This window comes from Pedococcus sp. P2_A3 (assembly GCF_056405035.1).
Map to the genome: position 1 here is coordinate 63,862 of NZ_JBFUCW010000004.1, position 20,147 is coordinate 84,008.

The following is a 20,147-nucleotide window of genomic DNA, read 5'->3' on the forward strand; positions in this document are numbered from 1 at the left end:
GCGGGCGTGGTGCGGGAGGTCAGCGCACCGGAGTGCGACAGCGACGACCGGGAACGATCATACGGACCCCACGGTCACCCGGCCGAACGTCCCTCAGCGACTCCGCAGCCGCCGCCCGGCCGCCTTGGCGAGCCTGCCGCTGCCGGCCACCGGGTCGTCCTTGAGGATCCCGGCAGCCCGCTTCACCGTGCGGCCGAGCCCACGCACCCCGGCGGACTCCAGGTGGCGGATGGCGGCGCGCTGCTTGCGGGTGGTGTCCTCGAGCGCGGCGAGCGCCCGGGACGACGTGGCCAGGCTCGCCCGGGCCTGGTCGCGCTCGTCGGTCAGGGTGCGCACCTGGCCCTCGAGGAGCTCGATCCGCCGCTCGGACGTGCCCACGCGGGACCGCAGCTGGAACTGCTCGACGAGCCACTCGTTGCCCAGCCGCTGCTGGGTCGGTTCGTCGTCGCCGACCTCGGCCCCGAGGAGGTAGCTGCGCCGCGGCACGGCGCTGTCGCGGGTGACGACCAGCACGGTGCGGGCTTCCTTGATCCGGATGCTCTCCACCTGGACGACGCGCAGGCCCGCGGCGGTGAGGCCGGTCACGAGCGGCCCGATCGGGAGGGTGTCGGCGCCGCTGGCGAGGAGCACGACCACGATGTCCTGGTCGGCCACCTTGCCGACGAGGTCAGCCACCTGCGTCACGGCGTTGCCCTGCGGGAACAGGTCGATGAGCACCCTGAGACCGTCGGCAGGGTCCTCCGGCGTCCATTCCGTCGCCGACGGCACCCGGGTCGACAGCACCTGCGCTGCGGGCAGCAGCAGGACGCGGCGGTCGGGCTGGTCCGAGGGACCGGCATACCGCGCGAGGACCTCCTGGAGCGACATCAGCGGACCCTGACCGCGACGTGCATGCCGGACGGGTCGTCCCGGAACTTGTTGGCCACGAAGTCCTGCATGGTGAAACCACTCTCCTCGAGTAGTCGGTGGTACCGCGACACCGCTCGCGTCTTCTGGTAGACCCCCAGGAGCCTGTCCTCGTCGCGCGAGTGGTCGACCAGGCCGATGCGCCCACCCAGGCGCACCAGCGAGGCGAGGTTGCGCACGCTCGCCTCCCACTCGGCGTCGTCCATGATGTGGTAGAGCACGTCGATCGCGACCACGGCGTCGTAGAGGTGGGCGGGGGCCCACTCACTCAGCGACGACTGGGAGTAGAACTCGGTGGGGCCGCCCTGGGCGCGACAGAGCTCGAGGGCGTGGGGGCTGGTGTCGATGCCGTCCACGCGGTGCCCGAACCCGGCCAGCGCCCGGCTGAAGAAGCCCTTGCCACACCCGGCGTCGAGGACGCGCAGCGGGATGGCGGGGTCGGAGTGCATCCCGATCGCCTCGAGCAGCCGCGCTGTCCGGAGCGCGTACAACATCGTGTTGGCCGCGACGTCGTAGGTGATGTTGCCCCCGGAGGCCAGCTCGTCGTGCTCGACGTGGCGACGGTCCCAGTACGCGCGGGCCTGCTCGGAGGTGAAGGGAACTGGCTCAGCACGCTCTGACACCCAAAGCCTCCGATCTCGTCGAGCCCGCTTACATTAGCCTATGGCTCGCGGATATCCGCCGGACCGCGCCATCACGCCTCCACCCCTGTTCCCATCCCCCTCACCACTTCGAGGAACCACGTGCGCGTTCTGTCCGTCGTCGGGGCCAGGCCCCAGTTCGTCAAGCTGGCCCCCGTGGCCCACGCCCTCGCCGCAGCGGGCCACGACCACGTGATCGTGCACACCGGCCAGCACTACGACGTGAAGATGTCGGACGTCTTCTTCGACGACCTCGACATCCCGATGCCGACGGTCCACCTCGGGGTGGGCTCGGGGTCGCACGGGGTGCAGACCGGCGCGATGCTGGCCGCGATGGACGGCGTGCTCGAGGAGCACTCCCCCGACTGGGTCCTCGTCTACGGGGACACGAACTCCACGGTGGCCGGGGCGTTGTCGGCGGTGAAGCTGCACATCCCCCTCGCCCACCTCGAAGCGGGCCTGCGCTCCTTCAACCGGGCCATGCCCGAGGAGCACAACCGGGTGCTCACCGACCACGCCGCCGACCTGTGCCTGGCCCCGACCACCGTGGCGATGGAGCACCTGGCAGCTGAGGGGCTGGCACCGCGCTCGATCCTCGTGGGTGACGTCATGACCGACGTCTGCCTCAAGGTGGCCGGCGAGAGCCGGGACCGTCGGCCGTCCGCGCTCCCTGACGGCATCGGCGACGACTACGTCCTGGCGACGATCCACCGCGCCGAGAACACCGACGACGAGTCGCGGCTCCGGGCCATCCTCGAGGGCCTCTCGGCGCTCCCCCACCCCGTCGTGCTGACGGCGCACCCGCGTCTGGTGGCTCGCGCGCGCCAGTTCGGGATCGACCTGGCCGCCGGCTCCCTGCACACCATCGAGCCGCTCGACTACCCGGCCATGGTCGCCGCGGTCGCGGCCGCCCGGGCCGTCGTCACCGACTCCGGGGGCCTGCAGAAGGAGGCCTTCCTGCTGCGCACGCCCTGCACCACGGTGCGCACCGAGACCGAGTGGACCGAGACCGTCGACCTCGGCTGGAACGCGCTGGCGCTCGACCTCAGCCGACTCGCCGAGGTCGTCGACCGCCCGGCCCCGACTCCCACCGAGGCCGCACCCTACGGGGACGGCCACGCGGCCGAGGCGACCGTGGCTGCGCTGGAGAAGGCCCACGTCACCCGCTGAGCCAGGCCGGAGGGCGGGCCGCGCCTGAACCGACGTCGGCGACATACCCACCACGCACGGACGCCCGCCTCGAGGAGGCGGGCGTCCTGCGTTGGTGAGGGGGTCAGAGGCTGATCGTCGTGCCCGTCTTGGCCGACTCGATGCAGGCCTCGGCGACGCGCACGGTGGCGAGTCCCTGCTCCATGGTCACGATGTCGGCTTCCTTGCCCAGCACGGCATCCCGGAAGTTCTCGTGCTCCACGCGCAGCGGCTCGGGCTTCGAGAAGGCGTAGCGGATGACGTCGCCCTCGGACACGCCGCGGAACTGGGCGAGGTCCTCCCAGGTGGTCTGCACCTCACCGTTCGCGTGGTAGGTCAGGTCTGCGGTGAGGGTGTCGGCCACGAAGGTGCCGCGCTCACCGGTGATGATGGTGACGCGCTCCTTGAGCGGCGACAGCCAGTTGACGAGGTGGTTGGTGATGGTGCCGTTGGACAGGCGCCCCACGACTGCCACGAGGTCCTCGAACTCACGACCACTCTTGTATGCCGTGCCGGCCGCCACCGAGACGTAGGTCTGCTGGGTGACCCAGGCCGTCAGGTCGATGTCGTGGGTGCCGAGGTCCTTGACCACACCGACGTCGGCGATGCGCGCCGGGAACGGGCCCTGCCGACGGGTCTGCACCTGGTAGACGTCGCCGAGGTCGCCGGCCTCGAGACGCGAGCGCGCCTGCTGGAGGGCCGGGTTGTACCGCTCGATGTGACCCACGGCGCCGACGAGGCCCTGGTCCTTGAAGGCCTTCGCGATCTTCTCCGCGGCAGGGGTGTCCTGGGCGAGCGGCTTCTCGATGATGGCGTGGACGCCGGCCTCGGCGAGCGCCAGGCCGACCTCCTCGTGGTAGATCGTCGGCACGGCGACCATGCAGTAGTCGATGCCGGTCGCGATGAGCTGGTGGATGTCCTCGACGACGGGACGGCCACCGGACACCCCGTGCACGTCACCGCCCGGGTCGGCCACGGCGACCAGGTCGACGCCCGGGAGCGACCCCAGGACCCGGGCATGGTGGCGACCCATCATGCCGAGGCCGATCAGACCTGCACGCAGGTTCGCCATCAGGCACCGGCCTTGGCGAGCGCGTTGACCGCGCTCACGATGCGCTCGAGGTCGTCCTGGCTCAGCGAGGGGTGCACGGGCAGCGAGAGGCACTCGGCCGCGGCCTTGGCCGTCTCCGGCAGGTCGACGTCGACAGTTCGGTCTGACACGAACGGCTTGAGCTGGTGGTTCGGCACGGGGTAGAACATGCCCGACCCGACGTTGTACTCCTCGCGCAGCGCCTTGCTGAAGCCGTCGCGGTCGCTCGGCACGCGCACCGTGTACTGGTGGTAGACGTGCACCGCGCCCTCGGCGACCGGCGGCGGCGTGACGCCCTCGAGGTTGGCCGAGAGGAAGGCAGCGTTGGCCTGGCGGGTGGCGGTCCACGCACCGACCTTGGTCAGCTGGACGCGACCGATGGCGGCGTGGATGTCGGTCATGCGCATGTTAAAGCCGACGACCTCGTTGTGGTACTGCTGCTCCATGCCCTGGTTGCGGTAGAGGCGCATCAGCCGCTCCACCTCGGCGTTCGCGACCGACACCATGCCGCCCTCACCCGAGGTCATGTTCTTGGTCGGGTAGAGCGAGAACATCGCGAACTCACCGAAGGCCCCGACGGGGGTGCCGTTCAGCGACGCGCCGTGGGCCTGGGCGGCGTCCTCGAAGATCTTGAGGCCGTGCTTGTCGGCGACGGCCTGAAGCTCCTGCATCTTGGCCGGGTGGCCGTAGAGGTGCACCGGCATGATGCCGACGGTCTTGTCGGTGATGGCGGCCTCGACCGCGGCCGGGTCGAGGCAGAAGTCGTCAGCGCTGATGTCGGCGAAGACCGGGGTCGCCCCGGTGAGGGCCACTGAGTTGCAGGTGGCCGCAAAGGTGAAGGAGGGGACGATGACCTCGTCACCGGCCTTGACCCCGGCGGACAGCAGCCCCAGGTGGAGACCGGAGGTGCCGGAGTTCACCGCCACGCAGGCGCGACCGAGACCGAAGTGGCTGGCGAACTCCTCCTCGAAGGCCTTCACCTCGGGGCCCTGCGCCAGCATTCCGCTGCGGAGCACGCGGTCGACGGCCTCGCGCTCCTCGTCGCCGATGAGCGGCTTTGCCGGGGGGATGAATTCGGTCACTGTGCAGCCTCCATCAGGCGGTCGTTCTCTTCGATGTATCGCTCACCCGTCGTCGGGCAAACCCACGTTCCGTCGGGATCCTGCTCGAGGGGGACGCCCGCACGGCCGACCCACCTTAGCCGTCGCGCGGGGACTCCCGCGACCAGCGCGAAGTCGGGCACGTCCTTGACGACCACGGACCCGGCGGCGACCAGCGCCCAGCGCCCGATGGTCACCGGGGCGACACAGACCGAGCGGGCCCCGATGGAGGCACCGCGGCGGACGGTGACGCCCACGGCCTCCCAGTCGTCGCCGCGCTTGAGCTTGCCGTCGGGGTCGATCGAGCGCGGGTAGTGGTCGTTGGTGAAGACCACGGCCGGGCCCACGAAGACGCCGTCCTCGAGCACGGCCGGCTCGTAGACCAGGGCGTAGTTCTGCAGCTTGCAGTTGTCACCCATCGTCACGCCGGTGCCGACGTAGGCACCCCGACCGACGATGCAGTTCTCGCCCAGGACCGCTCCCTCGCGCACCTGCGCCAGGTGCCAGACGGAGGTCCCGTCGCCGAGCTGCGCGTCCTCGCTGACGTCGGCGCTCGCCTGAACCTTGGTGCCCACGGTCTCCTCCTGTCGTCGCGGTCGGGCCCACGACCTGGGTGCGCGCCGATCCGTGCCAAGGGTATGGGGTCCGCCCCGCGAGGAGCGACACAGCATGGGTAACCTGAAGCGGCTGCCGCTCGGTGGCCGCTGCCCACGTCGTCCAGGAGGAGTGCATGCCGGAGCCGGGCTCCCCGCCGCACCTCCTCTACGTCGCGTGGGGCTTTCCGCCCTCCCGCGGTGGCGGGGTCTACCGCGCCCTGGCCACGGTCAACGCCTTTGCCGCAGCGGGCTTCCGCGTGACGGTGCTCACGGCCACCCGCGAGACCTTCCTCACCTACACCGGGGCCGACACCTCGTTGGAGGGCCTGGTGCGCCCGGAGGTCGCCGTGCGCCGGATCCCGTTCGCGTGGCCGGCCCTCGACCCCGACATCCGCAGCTGGAGCCCCCTGCGGGCGTTCCTGCCGCCGGTGTGGCGCAAGCAGCGGACCAGGAAGGACACCCGCGACTTCCCCGAGGTCGGCTACGGCCCGTGGCGCAAGCCGTTGGAGCAGGCCGCCCTCGACGTGCACGCCGCCGACCCGGTCGACGTGGTGGTGGCCAGCGCCAACCCCAACGTCGACTTCGCGGCGGCCGACGTCCTGCACCAACAGCACGGCGTGCCCTATGTCATGGACTACCGCGACGCGTGGATGCTCGACGTCTTCGACGGCAAGCTCCTCCACGCCGAGACCTCGCGGGTGGCCGAGCTGGAGCGCCGCCTGGTGCGCGACGCCTCCGAGGTGTGGTTCGTCAACGAGCCGATCCGCGCCTGGCACCGGCTCCGCTACCCCGAGGCGGGCGACCGCATGCACGTCGTCGCCAACGGGTTCGACCCCGAGTTCGCGCCGACGCCACGCACCGAGGCCGCCGACCCCGGGCGACCGCTGCGCTTCGGCTACATCGGCACCGTGAGCACGAAGGTGCCGGTCGCCGAGTTCCTCGCCGGCTGGACCCGGGCCAGGACGGCCGAGCCGGCCATGGCCGGGGCCACCACCCAGATCTGGGGGCACCTCGGCTTCTACGCCGCCGCCAACCCCCAGCTCCAGGCGCTCCTCGACGAGCACGCGAGCCAGGGCGTGGAGTATGCCGGCCCGCTGGCCAAGCAGCGCGTGGCGGAGGTCTACGAGACCTTCGACGCCCTGCTGCTCATCCTCGGCGCGGGCCGCTACGTGACCAGCGGCAAGGTCTACGAGTACCTCGCCAGCGCCCTGCCGATCGTGTCGGTGCACGACCCGGGCAACGCCGCCTCCGACGTGCTGCGTGGCTACCCCCTCTGGTTCCCCGCCTCCGACCTGTCCGCCGAGGGCGTCGCCGAGGCCCTCGGGCGGGCAGCCGAGGCCGCACGGACGGCCGGACCCGAGGTCAGGCAGCAGTGCCGGGACTTCTCCCTCTCCTACTCGCGCGACCTGCAGCTCGCCCCGCGGATCGAGGCGCTCGGCCGGCTGTGCGCCCAGCGCGCTGCCACCAGCGCCGGGCCCGGGTCGACCACGACGGTGGTGACCGAGTGAAGGTCCTCCTGCTCACCTCGGCCCGCCAGCTCACCGCGGCCGCCGTGGCCGCGGCCCTCGACCAGCTCGGGGTCGACCCCACGACCACCAGCGCCACGACCACCAGCGCCACGGCCAACGCGACCACTGCGACCCCCACGACCCCCACGACCACGGACGACCGCATCGACGTGGCCGTCCTCGCGACCCAACCACCCACCGAGCCCTCTGCCGTCCGCGTGCTGGCCGTGCCCCCGCTCCTGGCCGGGGTGGGCGCAGTCGGCGGGCGTGGTCGGTCCGTCCTGTTGACGCTCGCCTGGTCGACCTCCAGCGTGGCCAGACGCGCGTTTCGCGAGGCCACCGTCGTGGTGGCCCTCGACAGCGGCACCCACCAGGCCGCCTGGCTGCTCGCGCAGCGCTACCGTCGCCCCGCCGTCGTGGCCGGGGCCGCCGCGGGACGACGCGTCATCGCCGAGCGGGACCGGTCAGCTCGCTGACCCGGCGCGCGAGCTCGGCATAGGGATCCTGCGCCAGCAGGGCCGCGCGCCGGGCGAGCGAGGCGGCGCGGAGCGTGTCGATGGAGCGCGGGTTCTCGGCCCACTCGCGGAGCACGGCGGCGGCAGCGAGCCCGGCACCGGTGCCGGGCTCGACGACACACCCGATCGACTCGGGCCCCTCGGCTCGCACGAACTCGCGTTGGCGCGGCAGGTCGGTGACGACGACGGCCAGACCACAGCCGACGTACTCGTAGAGCTTGCTGGGCATGGCGTCGCGGAACGCGCTGGTGTCGTCGAGCAGGCCCAGCCCGCACCACGCGCCCTCGGCCAGGCGCCAGGCCTGGGCCGGCGGCTGGCGCCCGTGCAGCCGCACCCGGCCGTCGAGCCCTCGAGCCGCGAGCTCGCCGTCGAGCCGTTCGGCATCGGCCCGGGCCACCGGGCCCACGACGTCGAGGGTCCAGCCGGGCGCGTGCTCGATGGCGTCGAGCATGGCCCACAACCCCCTGCTGGCCCGCACGTCACCGACATAGAGGGCCCRCGGCTCGTCGGCGCGCGCAGAGGGCTCGGGCAGCATCCGCAGATCGGGGAGGTTTCGCACCACCAGCCGGTGGGCGGCGGTGAGGGGAGGGACGTGCTCGTCGGCCACCACGACGAGGTCGGCGGCCCGTGCTGCTGCCGTCGCCGCCCGGGCGAGGCGCGACGCCACCTGCCCGCGCCAGCCGCGGGCCCAGGCCCGGTCACGCAGCAGCGCCGCATAGTCCTCGTGCACATCGGCCACCACGCGCCGACGGCGCACCCGCGCCACGACGAGGGAGGTGACGAGGGAGTCGGGGTCGAGGGCCAGCAGCACGCGGCCGCGGGCTCGCGCGGCATACCGCGCTGCCCTGACCGCGCGCTGCACCATGCTCCCGCGAGGGCTCGTGGTGACGCCGACCCCTTCGGGGGCGTCGGCCGCGTCGCCGAGGGCGAGGACCTCGACGGACAGGCCGTCGCGGAGCAGTCCCGCGCAGACCCGGTGCAGGCGCGCGTCGGCGACGTCGTGGCCGCTCGTGACGATGCTGACGTCAGGGCGCGCGGACGTCACCAGGTCAGAGGTCTTCGAGGACGACGCCGGACTGGCCGACGTTGACGAACTTCGTGTAGGCCTCGGTGACGTCCTCGGGAGTGCCCCGCATCATGATCCGCCCCTGGTGCAGCCACATCGCGTCGTTGCACAGCTCGCGGATCGAGCCGAGCGAGTGGGAGACGAGGAAGGTCGCCCGGGCGCTGGCCCGCAGCTCGGCCATCTTCTCGGCGGCCTTGGTCTTGAACGACGCGTCGCCGGCGGAGAGGGCCTCGTCGATCATGAGGATGTCGGGGTCCATGTGCACCGCCACCGAGAAGGCCAGGCGGCTGTACATGCCCGAAGAGTAGGTGCGCATCGGGGCGTCGATGGCCTCCTCGAGGCCGGCGAACGCCGTGACCTCCTGGGCCCGGGCGAGGACCTCACGCCGGGACAGGCCGCTGGCCAGCCCGCCGAGGATGATGTTCTCGCGCCCGCTGAGGTTGGCGTTGAAGCCGACCCCGAGCGACAGCAGCGGGCTGATCCGTCCGTTGACCTCGATCCGGCCCTCGTTCGGGGGCAGGATGCCCGCCAGCGCGCGCATCAGGGTGGACTTGCCGGCACCGTTGTTGCCGATGATGCCGAGCGCCGTGCCGTCCGGGACGTCGAAGCTGACGTCCTGGAGGGCGTGCACCTCCCGCACCGCGCGCTGGCCCCGACCGAACCGCGTGATGGCGGTCTTGAAGGTCGGCACCCGCTCGAAGGTGGTGCGGTAGGTGATGGACAGGTGCTCGACCTTGACGGTCAGGGGGCTGTGCTCAGAGGCGGACAGCGAACTCACGCTCCCTTGACATGAAGAACAGCGAACCGCCCACGAACACGATGAGCGCCCAGGCGGTCGCAGTGGCGAACGTGCGCAGGCTGGGCACGTCGCCGTTGACGAGGCACTCGGTGAAGCCACCGAGCAGCGAGAACAACGGGTTGACGTACTCCATCAGGTCAAGCACCCGCAGGAACTTGTGCGGGACGGTCTCGATCGACCAGAGCACGGGCGAAGCGTAGAGCCAGATCCGGTTGACGTACGGCATGAAGCTCGTGGTGTCACGGAAGTAGACCTGCAGCGTCCCGAAGAAGGCAGCCAGCCCGAGCGCGAAGACCGTGAGCAGGAAGAGGAAGTAGAGCGACAGCAGGGTCGACTTGTGGAAGCCCAGCCCGGCGATCAGGTGGAAGACGAGGTAGACCGGCAGGGTCGGGAGGAACCGGAAGAACGCGGTCCGCACGGCGGAGAACGGCATCAGCAGGCGCGGGAACGCGGTGTTGAGCAGCAGCTTCCCGCCACCGACGACCGACGCCGCACCGGCCTGCATCGCGGCCGACACGTAGTAGAAGGTGAACAGGCCGGCGGTCAGCTGGGCGAAGAAGTCCCAGCCGTGGTGGCCACCGGAGAGCACCTGCACGAGCAGGAAGTAGACGCCCGCGAGCAGGAGCGGGTTGATGATCAGCCACAGCTGGCCGAAGAGGGTGACGGTGTTGGCGCTGCGCAGGTTGGCCCGGGACATCTCGGCGGCGAACTCACGCCGACGCCACAGCTCGGTGATGTAGCTGCGCAGCGGCGGGATACCAGCACGATGGGGTTCGTAGACGTGGTGCGTCGTCGTGAACTCGTTCTCCGGCTCGGCCAGCGCCACCTGGTGATCGCTGCTCATGGTCCTCGCTCTCGGTGAAAGGCTGTGCGCTCTCGCGCACCGGGTGAGTCTAGTGGAACTTTGCCGAGGCTCAGGACAGCCCGCGGTAGAGCTCGCGCAGCACCGCGGCGTCGACGTCCCATGCCAGGGCGGCCCGCGCAGCGGCGACCCGGGCGCACCACGCGGGGTAGTCGCGCACCACCGACTCGATCGCCGCGCCGAGCGCCACGGAGTCGCCCGGAGGGTAGAGCTCGCCCAGGCCGTGCTCGCGGACCAGGGCCCCCAGCTCGCCCACGTCGGTGGCCACGACGGGGACGCCGGCGGCGACCGCCTGGAACGCCTTGTTCGGCAGCGCGAGGCGCAGGTTGTCGAAGTTGTCGCCGTGCGTCACCAAGGCGACGCCGGCCTCCTGGAGCATCGCGGTGACCGTGTCCACGTCCACGGCCTCGCGCACCGTCGCCGTGCCGGGGTCGAACCCGGCCAGCCACGCGGGGTCGCTGGGCCCGATGAGGGTGATCGGCAAGGGACTGGCCGCAGACGCCCGTGCGATGACCTCGAGCTCGCGGAACGGAGCCAGCCGGCCGGCATACACCGCGCCCGTCGGCTGCGGCGGCGGGCCACCCGCGACGGACTGGAAGGTGTTGCGCACCACCGTGACGTCCCAGCCGTGGCGACGGCGCAGCACGTCGGCCACGCCCTCCCCGACGGTGATCACCGCCGCGGCACGGCTGCCGAGACGGGCCTCGGTGCGGCGCTCGCGCCAGTCGTTCAGCGGCGTCGGGCGGTACTGCCGCGGGCGGCCGGTCCAGAGCTCGTGGCTGTCGTAGACCAGTGGGACGCCCCGGTGCTCGGCCAGCTCCGCTCCGGCCTCGAGGGCGGTGTAGTCGTGGGCGTGCACCACGTCGTACTCCCGCGTGCGACCGTCGGCGACCGCTCCCTTCGCCCACCGGCCGAACGCCGAGTTGCGGTGCTGCGGCAGCAGCACCCAGCGCGCGAGGCGCAGGTGGGCGGGCAGGTCGCGCGACGCGATGGACGCCCCGCCCTCGGCCCGGAACACCGACGACGTGCCGACGCTGGAGACGGTCACCCCGGGCGGCGGAACGTAGTCGGTGGGCACGCTCTTGCCGATGACGTGCACCTCGTGGCCGTCGTCGACCAGCGTCGTGGCCTCGCGGAGCACCCGGGTGTCGGTGGCCACGGACGTGGCCACGAGCATGAGAACGCGCATGGGGTCAGCGTGCCAGTCGCGGGGGGCTGGTGATGAACCCGATCCCCCACGACCAGTGCATGACGCCCAGGGCGAGGGGGGTCAGGAGGCGCGTGCGCCACGACTCCCCCGAGCTGATCGCCAGGCCTCCGGCCGCGATGAGCAGCGCGTATGCCGCGGGCACCAGCCACGCGGGCCACCACAGGAACCCGAGCACGATGGCAAGCGACGTGCCGGCGACCATGACGGGTGGGGCGAGGTAGCGGACGTTGATGGTGCCGGTGTGGTGGCGCGCGACCACCCGACGCCACCTGCCGTAGTAGAAGTACTGCTTCCCCAGGGCCGCCGGGGTGCTGCGCGGACGGTAGGTGACCTTGAGCGCGGGCGTGAACCAGACCCGGCCGCCGGTCTGCCGGATCCGGTGGTTCATCTCCCAGTCCTGGGCGCGCGCGAAGTGCTCGTCGTACCCGCCGACGCGTTCGAGGGCCGCGCGGCGGAACACTCCGAGGTAGACGGTGTCGGCCTCGCCGGCCTCGCCGCCGACGTGGAACCGCGAGTTGCCCACCCCGATGGGGCTGCGCATGGCGCACGCCACGGCGCGTTCGAACGCCGAGCGGCCCTCGGCCAGCATCAGCCCGCCGACGTTGTCGGCGTCCACGCGGGTCAGCTCCGCCACGGCGGTCGAGACGTAGTCGGCGGGGATCTCGGCGTGGCCGTCGACCCGCGCGATGATCTCGTGGCGGGCCGCGGCGATGGCGGCGTTGAGCCCGTTCGGCGTCTTGCCGGTGGGGTTGCGCACGGTCCGGACCCGCGGGTCGCCCTCGGCCAGGGCGGCGGCGACGGCGTCGGTGCGGTCGCGCGAGGGGCCCAGTGCGAGGACGACCTCGAACGGACCCCGGTAGTCCTGGGCCAGGATCATCTCGACGGCGTCGCGCAGGTGACGCTCCTCGTTGAGCACGGGCACGATGACGCTCACGGAAGGTGTGCGGGTGGGGGTCTCAGCGGGGGGATTGTGGTTCATGAGGAGACGATCATCCCGCAGAACAGATCCCGCCGAGGTCGGTGGTGTTCGCGTGGGCGGGCGCGCTGGGCGTCCCGACGGCGGGATCCGGAGGCGGGGAAGCCGTCGCCCCGGCCTTCGGCGTCGTGCCGCCCTTGCCCTTCGTGGCGACCGACTCCGTGGCGTTCGACCCCTTCTCGGAGGCCTTGATGGTCGCGGCCACCGTCGAGCGGATCACGGCGGGGTCGTAGTCCCACGGCTTGATGAGCGGCGGCACGAAGTTGACGCTCTTGATCTTCTGCGAGCGGGTCTTGAGGGCGAGGTCGGCGAAGAAGCCGAGCTCGGACTGGGGCATGTCGGTCTTGAGGACGCCGCTGGTCGCCCCGACGATGTCGGCGAAGTGCAGCACCAGCGCCTGGGGGTCGACCTGCTGCACCATCGCCGTCATGACGCACCGCTGCCGCGCCATCCGCTCGTAGTTGGTCGAGCCTTGGCGGGACCGGGCGTACCAGAGGGCGTGGTAGCCGTCGAGGTGCTGCACCCCCGGCTCGATCCAGCCGCTGATCCGTGAGGTGCCGCCACCGATGGGGGTGCGCTTCTGCACGTTGACGTCGAGGCCGCCAAGCGCGTCGATGAGGCCGCTGAAGCCGCGCAGGTCGACGAGCACGTAGTAGTGGACGTCGAGGCCCGACAGCGCCTCGACCGCCTCGCGGGTCGCCACGACGCCCGGGTCCTTGGTGCCGGCGGGGAACAACGCCTTGTGCTCCTGGGCCCACGTGTAGAGGCCGTTGAGCAGGCAGTTGTCGCCACAGTTCCAGCCATCGGGCATGAGTCGCTGCATCGTGGAGCCGGGCCGGAAGTTGATGTTCTCGGTGTCGCGCGAGAAGCCGAAGGTCACCGCGCGGCCGGTCTTGGCGTCCACGCTGACCAGCTGGATGCTGTCGGGCCGGGTGCCGATCCGGTCGGCGCCGGAGTCACCGCCCAGGAGCAGCACGTTGTAGCGGCCGTCGGTCGCCTTCGCGGTCGTCGTGCCCTGGAAGAGCGTGTTGAGCGCGTCGCGCCCGGCACCGACGTTGCTCGCGGCATACACCAGGCCACCCGACGTCAGGACGAGCAGGACCGCCGTGATGGCGGTCAGCCAGCGCCGCGCCTTCATGACGAGCGTCGCCGGCTGGCCGAGCCGCCACGCGTCGACGAAGAGCACGGCCCACAGCGCGGCGAACCCGAAGAGCACCCACTCGACGACGGTCAGGACCGCGCCGCGGCTGAAGAGGCCGAAGACGAGCGAGCGGTGCAGGAGGAAGACCGCACCGAGCAGCACGGCGAGCCCGAGCACCGCGCACCACACCCGGATGGCGAACCGTCCGAGGGCACGGTTGCCCGCCGCGAGCTGGGCGCTCCCGGGCACCAGGAGGGTGAGCACGACGAGCGTGAAGGCGCGGCGCCGGCGCTGCCGCGAACCCATCGACGAGGCGTCCCCGATGGTGCGCTGCCGGCCGCCGGAGACATAGACCTGTTCCTCGGCCAACCGGTCCGGCGCCATGGGGGGACTGCTCATGGTGAACCAGTATCGGGAACAAACAGCCACATCCCCGTGACGCTGGGAGTTCTCAGTGTGTCGTCGCCGCCACGTTTTGGCCCGGGCCCGCCCGACGCTGGACACTGGGGGGATGAGTGGACGCCACCCCGGAGCCGATGACGCCCAGCCCATCCCCCAGCGCGGTGGCCGACCCGCGGGTGCTCCGCTGTCCGACGAGCTCGGCGAGGACGAGGTCTACGTCGTCGACGTCCGCGGTCGCAAGCGGTCGGCCACGGCCACCCAGGAGGGCCGTCAGCCCCGGGGCGCGGCGAGCGGCCCGAAGCCGCCCACAGAGCCCAGGGAGCGGGGCGCCGCAGGAGGCTCCCGCCGCACCGGTCGCCGCGTCACCGCCCTCGTCGCTCTGCTCGTGGTGGCCTGGTTGGCCTTCATGGTCTTCACCCCCCTGCACGCATGGAACTCGGTCGCCAAGGTCGACACCACCCCGGCCGGCGCCCGACCGGCCGACGGTCCCGGCTACAACTACCTGCTCGTCGGCTCCGACAGCCGCGAAGGCCTGACCGCCGCCCAGAAGTCGACGCTGCACACGGGCAGCGCCGCGGGTCGTCGCACCGACTCGATCATCCTCGTGCACGTGCCCCAGAGCGGTGGCAAGCCTGCGCTGATCTCACTGCCCCGCGACAGCTATGTGCCGATCCCGGGCCACGGCAGCAACAAGATCAACGCCGCCTTCGCGATCGGTGGCCCGAACCTCCTCGTGGCGACGGTCGAGCAGGTCACCGACCTGCACATCGACGGGTACGTCGAGATCGGGTTCGCCGGGTTCGCGTCCGTCGTCGACAGCCTCGGCGGCGTACGCATCTGCGTCCCGTTCGCGATGAACGACCCCAAGGCGCACATCAACCTCGCGAAGGGGTGCCAGCAGCTCGACGGCCCCAACGCCCTGGGCTTCGTGCGAGCCCGCTACTCCGACCCGCGCGGTGACATCGGTCGGGCGGAGCGCCAGCGCCAGTTCCTCTCGGCGATCATGAAGAAGGCGCTCACCCCGTCGACCGTGCTGATCCCCACCCGCTACTGGTCGTTCAGCCACGCCGCGGCCCAGGGGCTCATCGTCGGTCAGGACACCTCAATGCGCGACGCCAGCCGGGTCCTGCTGGCCATGCGGGCAGTGTCCAACGACCAGGCCCTCAGCCTCGTCGTGCCGCTCTCGAGCCTCAACTACCAGACCAGCGCCGGCAGCGCGGTGAAGTGGGACACCCCCCGCGCCAAGGCGCTGTTCACCTTGCTGCGCAACGACACCCCGCTCGACGCCCCGCCCGCAGGCACCGACGGCAAGCCCTCCGGCAGCTGACCCCCACCTCAGCTCTGTCGCCGCGCGGTGGGCTTGGCTACTTGCGGGCCAGGATCTGGCGGGCCATCACCACGCGCTGGATCTGGTTGGTGCCTTCGTAGATCTGGGTGATCTTGGCATCGCGCATCATCCGCTCGACCGGGAAGTCGCGCACGTAACCCGCCCCACCCAGCAGCTGCACCGCGTCGGTGGTCACCTGCATCGCCACGTCGGAGGCGTAGCACTTCGCGGCGGCGCCGAAGAAGGGCAGGTCCTTGTCGCCGCGCTCGGACTTGGCGGCCGCGACGTAGACCATCTGGCGGGCGGCCTCGACCGCCATCGCCATGTCGGCGAGCATGAACTGGATGCCCTGGAACTCGGCCACGGCCTTGCCGAACTGCTTGCGCTCCTTGACGTACGAGACTGCGAAGTCCAGTGCCCCCTGGGCGATCCCGACGGCCTGGGCGCCGATCGTCACGCGGGTGTGGTCGAGGGTCGCGAGCGCGATCTTGAGGCCCTCGCCCTCCGCTCCGACGATCCGGTCGCCGGGGATCCGCACGTGGTCGAAGTGCAGCTCGCGGGTCGGTGAGCCCTTGATGCCGAGCTTGCGCTCCTTCTCCCCGAAGGTGAAGCCCTCGTCGGACTTCTCCAGGACGAACGCCGTCACGTTGTTGCCCCGCTTGCCGTCGGGGTCGGTCACGGCGAGCACGGTGTAGTACTCCGAGACGCCGGCGTTGGTGATCCACGACTTCTGGCCGTTGACGATCCAGTCGTCGCCGTCCCGCTTGGCCCGGGTCTTCATGGCGGCGGTGTCCGACCCGGCCTCGCGCTCGGACAGGCCGTAGGAGAACGTCGTCTTCCCCTCGGCGAGCGGGGTGAGGTAGCGCTTCTTCACGTCGTCGTTCGCGGCCAGGATCAGCGGCATGGTGCCGAGCTTGTTGACCGCCGGGATCAGGGAAGCCGACGCGTCGACGCGGGCGACCTCCTCGATCACGATGCAGGTCGCGAGCGCATCGGCACCGACGCCGCCGTACTCCTCGGCGATGTGCGGGGCGAAGAAGTCCGAGGCCACCAGGGCGTCGTGCGCCTCCTGCGGGTAGCGCGCCTCCTCGTCCACGGCCGCGGCATACGGGGCGATCTTGTCCTCGGCGACGGCACGCACGGCGTCGCGCAGGGCCTCGTGGTCCTCGGAGATCTTGAACAGGTCGAAGTCGCGGTTACCGGTGCTCACAGTCCCTCAGGTTACCCGCTGGTATGCCGTGCCGTCCCCGCCGTCGCGTGTGTCACCCGCCACGACGGCACTGGCGTCAGAACTTCCCAAACCGGTCCAGAACGGCCCGACCGCGACCTACACTCCTCGGGCATGCCGCGCGCACTGCCCGGCCGTACGACGACGAGGAGTGTGCTGTGACTCCAGGCGCCCTGCCACCCGTGACCGCCCCGCGCGCGACCCGCCCCACCCGGCGACTCGCCCACTCCGTGGCAGCAGCCCTTGTCGCCTCAGGGCTCGCCGCAGGCGGGTCGGCCCTGCCGGCGCACGCCGCGTCGAGCGCCCCCACGGACCAGTCCCCCCGGGCTGCGACGTCCGGCGGCACCAGCCCGCGGGGCTGGCTCAGCGACGCGATCGCATCCGGCGAGGTGCGCCAGCCGCACTCCCGGGCCACGACCGCCCTGCCGGAAGCCGGCCTGGCCAGCCGACCGTCAGGGTCGGGTGGCCGCCTCAGCCGGCCGGGATCGCGCAGCGCCGCAGGCACGGTCACCAGCGACGCGCTGACTTCCTCGGCCGGGACCACGGCCGCCGACGCCCAGACCTGCGACAGCGGGCTCGTGCGCGTCGGTCAGCTGACCGACCGGACCGTCGTGACCATCTCACTCGCCGGTGCAGCCACGACGACGGTGCTGCGGCAGCGTGACTACGGTGCGTGGCTCACGGTGGGCACGATCACCGGACCGACCGGTCAGTTCGTCGACCGCACCATCAACCCGCGCACGGTCTACCACTACCGCGTCATCGCCAAGTCGGACGTCGGCGCCATCGTGACCGACTGCCAGACGTACGGCTACCTGGGGATCTGGTCGGGCGGCGCCTGGGGCGAACCGGACGCGGTGTACGCAGCGGGGACGGGTGGGCTCAAGCAGACCTCGCCCTACGACGAAGGCCTGGAGGTCGCGCCCGGCAGCTGGGTCACGCCGAGCTACTCGACCGACGGGCGGCTCGTCGCGGCCACCCTCGTGGACGAGGCGACCGGGGCCGGCGTGGTCAAGGTCCTCTCCGCCCGCAACGGCACCGAGGCGTTCACGGTCGACCTCGGTGCGACCGTCTTCGCGGCCGAGGCGGCGTTCTCGCCCGACGGGCAGTCGCTGGTGTTCGCGCGGTACGACGCGGCGACGGGTGACCCCCTCGGGCTCGGCGTGGTGGACGTGCACGGCACCCACACGGTCCGCCTGCTGGCTCCTGACCGCCCGCTGGCCGAGCCGACCTGGAAGCCCGACAGCCGCACCATCGTCGCGACCGACCTGACCGTCGGCGGCGGCCTCGTCACGCTGTGCTCGACGTGTTCGGCGACGACCCCGATCCCCGGCACCGCCGGTGGCTACACCGCTGAGGTCTTCCGCGACGGTGCGATCTGGTTCGCCTGGTCGAACGACGCCGGCAGCGAGCTGCGGCGCCTGTCCGGCAGCACCCTGACGATCGTCCGCGGAGGCGCCGGCACGAGCTACTACGCGATGCCGCGGTTCCTGCCGGACGGACACGTCTACGTCGAGGTGGACCGGCCGATGCCGAACGACCCGACGGCGTACTACCCGACCGTGGTGCTGCTCGGGTCGTCCCCGGTTGACGACCAGGACATGTGGATCGGCCGGTCCACCGACGGGTTCCTCGGCTACGACCTCCGCCAGCCCCAGAGCAAGGGCACGTCCGACTTCGTGGGTGACGCCTTCCACGACCTCCTGGCCAAGGATGCCAGCGGTGTGCTCTGGGCCTACCCCGGCACCAGCACCTCGCTGGGTCGCCGCGTGCGGCTGGGCGGCGGCTGGAACGGCTACACGGCATACCTCGCGGTCGGCGACCTGACCAGTGACGACCACGCCGACCTCCTCGGCAAGGACTCCAGCGGGAAGCTCTGGCTGTATGCCGGGCTAGGCGGGGGCGGGTTCGCGCCGCGCAGGCAGGTCGGCTCCGGCTTCGGCACCTACACGCTGGTCGCTGCCGGCGACCTCAACGGCGACGACCTCGCGGACCTGGTCGCCAAGGACAGCGCGGGCGCCCTGTGGCTGTACTCAGGTCGCGGCACCGGCGCCCTCGGCGGCCGGGTGCTGATCGGGTCGGGCTGGAACGGCATGACCGCGATCATCGGCTCCGGTGACGTGAACTTCGACGGCACCGCCGACCTGCTGGCCCGCGCGCGGGACGGCAAGCTGTGGCTCTTCCCCGGCACCGGCGCCAGCACCGGCAAGCTCGGCACTGCTCGCCAGGTCGGCAGCGGTTGGGGCGGCTTCACCGCCATCACCGTCACCGAGGTCGTCGACCAGCGCCCCCTCGTGTGGGTGCGCTCCAGCGCCGGGGTGCTCTCCTACTACGACATGTATGCCGACGGGTCGTTCAGCCCCAACGGCCAGTACCAGCTCGGCGGCGGTTGGAACGGCCTGACTCTCAGCTCGTGAGACCGCCAGCGGGTCAGTGGCGGCGCCGGTCAGTGGCGACGCCGGTCAGTGGCGGCGGGGCAGGTGCCAGAGGTGGCCGTGCTCCTCGCGGTCGAGCAGCTCGGGCATGACGTCACGCTCGAACATCGCGATCCCGGTGGTGTCGTAGGCCGCCTCCGGGAAGTTGAGGATCGCGTAGGTCATGCCGAGGTCCTGGAGCGCCGACAGCTTCTCGACGACCTGCTCCGGGGTGCCGACGGTCGCCTGCTTGCGGTAGTCGGCGAACAGCTGGTCGACCCGCGCCTCGGGCGAGCCGACGGAAAGCAGGCGGTCCCGCAGGGTGGCGAAGCGCTCCTCGACCTCCCGCTCGGAGCTGCCGATGAAGACGTTGAGGTTGCTGCTGCGGACGATCTCGCCGAAGTCCCGGCCGACGTCGTCGCAGTGACCCTTGAGGATCTCGCTCTTGGCGGTGAACACCTCAGGCGTCGGGTCGAAGTTGGTGTAGTCGGCGTACTGCGCCGCGATCCGCAGGGTCTTCTTCTCGCCACCACCGGCGATCCACATCGGGATGCCGTTGTGCTTCGACCCGGGCGCCGAGGTGCCCTGCAGCGGCTGCGGGTAGCACCGCGCGCCGTCGACCTGGAAGTGCTCGCCCTTGAAGGTGGCGGTGCCGGTCGTCCACATGTCACGGAAGATCTGGACGCCCTCCTCGAGCGCCTTGAGCCGCTCGCCGGCCCGCGGGAAGCCGTAGCCGTAGGCGCGCCACTCGTGCTCGTACCACCCGGCGCCGATGCCCATCTCGAGCCGGCCCTCGGAGATGATGTCGACCGTGGCGGCCACCTTCGCGAGGTAGGCAGGGTTGCGGTAGGCCATGCAGGTGCACATCTGGCCGAGCCGCACGCGACCCGTGACGGCGGCAAAGGCGGCCATCAGGGTCCACGCCTCGTGGGTCGCCTCCTCGCTGGGGACCGGCACCGTGTGGAAGTGGTCGAAGACCCAGATCGACGACCAGTCCTCGTTGGCGTCGGCCCGTCGTGCGAGACCGGCCATCACGCCCCAGTGCTGGCTCGGGTCGATGCCGACGAGGTCCATGCGCCAGCCCTGCGGGACGAAGATTCCGAACTTCATGCGGCCGACGTTACTGCCTCGCCCCGCGCCCTTCTCCCGCACCTCTCGCCCGGCCTATCCAGGGGCCT

At 71.5% G+C, this 20,147-nt stretch carries 18 protein-coding genes; 5 read left to right on the forward strand and 13 right to left on the reverse strand.

What is annotated here, in order from left to right:
- Nucleotides 1–93: 93 nt before the first annotated feature.
- Both AC1DX8_RS04630 and AC1DX8_RS04635 read right to left on the reverse strand, forming a co-directional pair.
- Entirely contained in the window at nt 94–867 is a 774-nt protein-coding gene (locus AC1DX8_RS04630) for a hypothetical protein (RefSeq protein WP_477628741.1), read from the reverse strand.
- Nucleotides 867–1,529 carry a class I SAM-dependent methyltransferase gene (locus tag AC1DX8_RS04635; protein WP_477628742.1) on the reverse strand — a complete coding sequence of 221 codons (663 nt, stop codon included), beginning with the start codon at nt 1,527–1,529 and terminating at the stop codon, nt 867–869. The genes AC1DX8_RS04630 and AC1DX8_RS04635 overlap by 1 nt, the downstream gene beginning before the upstream one ends.
- Before the next feature lie 120 nt (nt 1,530–1,649).
- Here AC1DX8_RS04635 and wecB point away from each other — a divergent pair, with 120 nt between their 5' ends.
- Nucleotides 1,650–2,717 (forward strand): non-hydrolyzing UDP-N-acetylglucosamine 2-epimerase, encoded by a 1,068-nt coding sequence (gene wecB / locus AC1DX8_RS04640; protein WP_477628743.1) that lies wholly within the window; start codon nt 1,650–1,652, stop codon nt 2,715–2,717.
- Nucleotides 2,718–2,820: 103 nt separating this feature from the next.
- Here the strand turns inward: wecB and AC1DX8_RS04645 are convergent, their stop codons facing one another.
- From AC1DX8_RS04645 to AC1DX8_RS04655, 3 genes are read right to left on the reverse strand one after another with little or no spacing between them, the layout of a single operon-like run.
- Nucleotides 2,821–3,807: a Gfo/Idh/MocA family protein gene (locus AC1DX8_RS04645; protein WP_477628744.1), complete on the reverse strand. Its 987-nt coding sequence runs from the start codon at nt 3,805–3,807 to the stop codon at nt 2,821–2,823.
- Complete coding sequence (locus AC1DX8_RS04650; RefSeq protein ID WP_477628745.1) at nt 3,807–4,907, reverse strand: DegT/DnrJ/EryC1/StrS family aminotransferase; 1,101 nt, start codon at nt 4,905–4,907, stop codon at nt 3,807–3,809. Before AC1DX8_RS04650 ends, AC1DX8_RS04645 begins: the two co-directional genes overlap by 1 nt.
- Nucleotides 4,904–5,500: an acyltransferase gene (locus tag AC1DX8_RS04655; protein ID WP_477628746.1), complete on the reverse strand. Its 597-nt coding sequence runs from the start codon at nt 5,498–5,500 to the stop codon at nt 4,904–4,906. The genes AC1DX8_RS04650 and AC1DX8_RS04655 overlap by 4 nt, the downstream gene beginning before the upstream one ends.
- 155 nt (nt 5,501–5,655) lie before the next feature.
- Between AC1DX8_RS04655 and AC1DX8_RS04660 the strand changes: the two genes are divergently transcribed.
- Together AC1DX8_RS04660 and AC1DX8_RS04665 are read left to right on the forward strand one after the other, a co-directional pair.
- On the forward strand, nt 5,656–7,029 hold the full coding sequence (locus AC1DX8_RS04660; protein ID WP_477628747.1) for a glycosyltransferase: 1,374 nt from the start codon (nt 5,656–5,658) through the stop codon (nt 7,027–7,029).
- On the forward strand, nt 7,026–7,505 hold the full coding sequence (locus tag AC1DX8_RS04665) for a hypothetical protein (protein ID WP_477628748.1): 480 nt from the start codon (nt 7,026–7,028) through the stop codon (nt 7,503–7,505). Before AC1DX8_RS04660 ends, AC1DX8_RS04665 begins: the two co-directional genes overlap by 4 nt.
- Here AC1DX8_RS04665 and AC1DX8_RS04670 read toward each other — a convergent pair.
- From AC1DX8_RS04670 to AC1DX8_RS04695, 6 genes are all read right to left on the reverse strand, one after another.
- Nucleotides 7,474–8,589 carry a glycosyltransferase gene (locus AC1DX8_RS04670; RefSeq protein ID WP_477628749.1) on the reverse strand — a complete coding sequence of 372 codons (1,116 nt, stop codon included), beginning with the start codon at nt 8,587–8,589 and terminating at the stop codon, nt 7,474–7,476. The genes AC1DX8_RS04665 and AC1DX8_RS04670 overlap by 32 nt on opposite strands.
- 4 nt (nt 8,590–8,593) lie before the next feature.
- Nucleotides 8,594–9,388 (reverse strand): ABC transporter ATP-binding protein, encoded by a 795-nt coding sequence (locus tag AC1DX8_RS04675; RefSeq protein ID WP_477628750.1) that lies wholly within the window; start codon nt 9,386–9,388, stop codon nt 8,594–8,596.
- Nucleotides 9,366–10,253, reverse strand: a complete 888-nt coding sequence (locus tag AC1DX8_RS04680; RefSeq protein WP_477628751.1) for an ABC transporter permease — start codon at nt 10,251–10,253, stop codon at nt 9,366–9,368. The genes AC1DX8_RS04675 and AC1DX8_RS04680 overlap by 23 nt, the downstream gene beginning before the upstream one ends.
- A 70-nt stretch (nt 10,254–10,323) precedes the next feature.
- Nucleotides 10,324–11,460, reverse strand: coding sequence for a glycosyltransferase (locus AC1DX8_RS04685; RefSeq protein ID WP_477628752.1), 1,137 nt, complete (start codon nt 11,458–11,460; stop codon nt 10,324–10,326).
- 4 nt (nt 11,461–11,464) lie between these two features.
- Nucleotides 11,465–12,460, reverse strand: a complete 996-nt coding sequence (locus AC1DX8_RS04690; RefSeq protein ID WP_477628753.1) for a glycosyltransferase family 2 protein — start codon at nt 12,458–12,460, stop codon at nt 11,465–11,467.
- A gap of 10 nt (nt 12,461–12,470) precedes the next feature.
- Complete coding sequence (locus AC1DX8_RS04695) at nt 12,471–13,997, reverse strand: LCP family glycopolymer transferase (RefSeq protein ID WP_477628754.1); 1,527 nt, start codon at nt 13,995–13,997, stop codon at nt 12,471–12,473.
- A 112-nt stretch (nt 13,998–14,109) separates the two neighbouring features.
- Between AC1DX8_RS04695 and AC1DX8_RS04700 the strand changes: the two genes are divergently transcribed.
- The gene (locus tag AC1DX8_RS04700; RefSeq protein WP_477628755.1) at nt 14,110–15,327 is read left to right on the forward strand and encodes an LCP family protein; all 1,218 of its coding nucleotides are present in this window, start codon (nt 14,110–14,112) and stop codon (nt 15,325–15,327) included.
- Nucleotides 15,328–15,364: 37 nt separating this feature from the next.
- Here the strand turns inward: AC1DX8_RS04700 and AC1DX8_RS04705 are convergent, their stop codons facing one another.
- Nucleotides 15,365–16,537, reverse strand: a complete 1,173-nt coding sequence (locus tag AC1DX8_RS04705) for an acyl-CoA dehydrogenase family protein (RefSeq protein ID WP_477628756.1) — start codon at nt 16,535–16,537, stop codon at nt 15,365–15,367.
- Nucleotides 16,538–16,713: 176 nt separating this feature from the next.
- Here AC1DX8_RS04705 and AC1DX8_RS04710 point away from each other — a divergent pair, with 176 nt between their 5' ends.
- Nucleotides 16,714–18,972 carry a hypothetical protein gene (locus tag AC1DX8_RS04710; protein ID WP_477628757.1) on the forward strand — a complete coding sequence of 753 codons (2,259 nt, stop codon included), beginning with the start codon at nt 16,714–16,716 and terminating at the stop codon, nt 18,970–18,972.
- A 45-nt stretch (nt 18,973–19,017) separates the two neighbouring features.
- On the opposite strand, the gene AC1DX8_RS04715 is transcribed toward AC1DX8_RS04710, so the two are convergent.
- Complete coding sequence (locus AC1DX8_RS04715; protein ID WP_477628758.1) at nt 19,018–20,079, reverse strand: LLM class F420-dependent oxidoreductase; 1,062 nt, start codon at nt 20,077–20,079, stop codon at nt 19,018–19,020.
- Nucleotides 20,080–20,147 lie beyond the last annotated feature (68 nt).

Excerpts from the sequence above, each read along its gene's own strand:
- AC1DX8_RS04630 (WP_477628741.1), bottom strand. The coding sequence starts at position 867 with ATGTCGCTCCAGGAGGTCCTCGCGCGGTATGCCGGTCCCTCGGACCAG.
- AC1DX8_RS04645 (WP_477628744.1), bottom strand. The coding sequence starts at position 3,807 with ATGGCGAACCTGCGTGCAGGTCTGATCGGCCTCGGCATGATGGGTCGC.
- AC1DX8_RS04660 (WP_477628747.1), top strand. The coding sequence starts at position 5,656 with ATGCCGGAGCCGGGCTCCCCGCCGCACCTCCTCTACGTCGCGTGGGGC.
- AC1DX8_RS04680 (WP_477628751.1), bottom strand. The coding sequence starts at position 10,253 with ATGAGCAGCGATCACCAGGTGGCGCTGGCCGAGCCGGAGAACGAGTTC.
- AC1DX8_RS04685 (WP_477628752.1), bottom strand. The coding sequence starts at position 11,460 with ATGCGCGTTCTCATGCTCGTGGCCACGTCCGTGGCCACCGACACCCGG.
- AC1DX8_RS04690 (WP_477628753.1), bottom strand. The coding sequence starts at position 12,460 with ATGAACCACAATCCCCCCGCTGAGACCCCCACCCGCACACCTTCCGTG.
- AC1DX8_RS04695 (WP_477628754.1), bottom strand. The coding sequence starts at position 13,997 with ATGAGCAGTCCCCCCATGGCGCCGGACCGGTTGGCCGAGGAACAGGTC.
- AC1DX8_RS04700 (WP_477628755.1), top strand. The coding sequence starts at position 14,110 with ATGAGTGGACGCCACCCCGGAGCCGATGACGCCCAGCCCATCCCCCAG.
- AC1DX8_RS04715 (WP_477628758.1), bottom strand. The coding sequence starts at position 20,079 with ATGAAGTTCGGAATCTTCGTCCCGCAGGGCTGGCGCATGGACCTCGTC.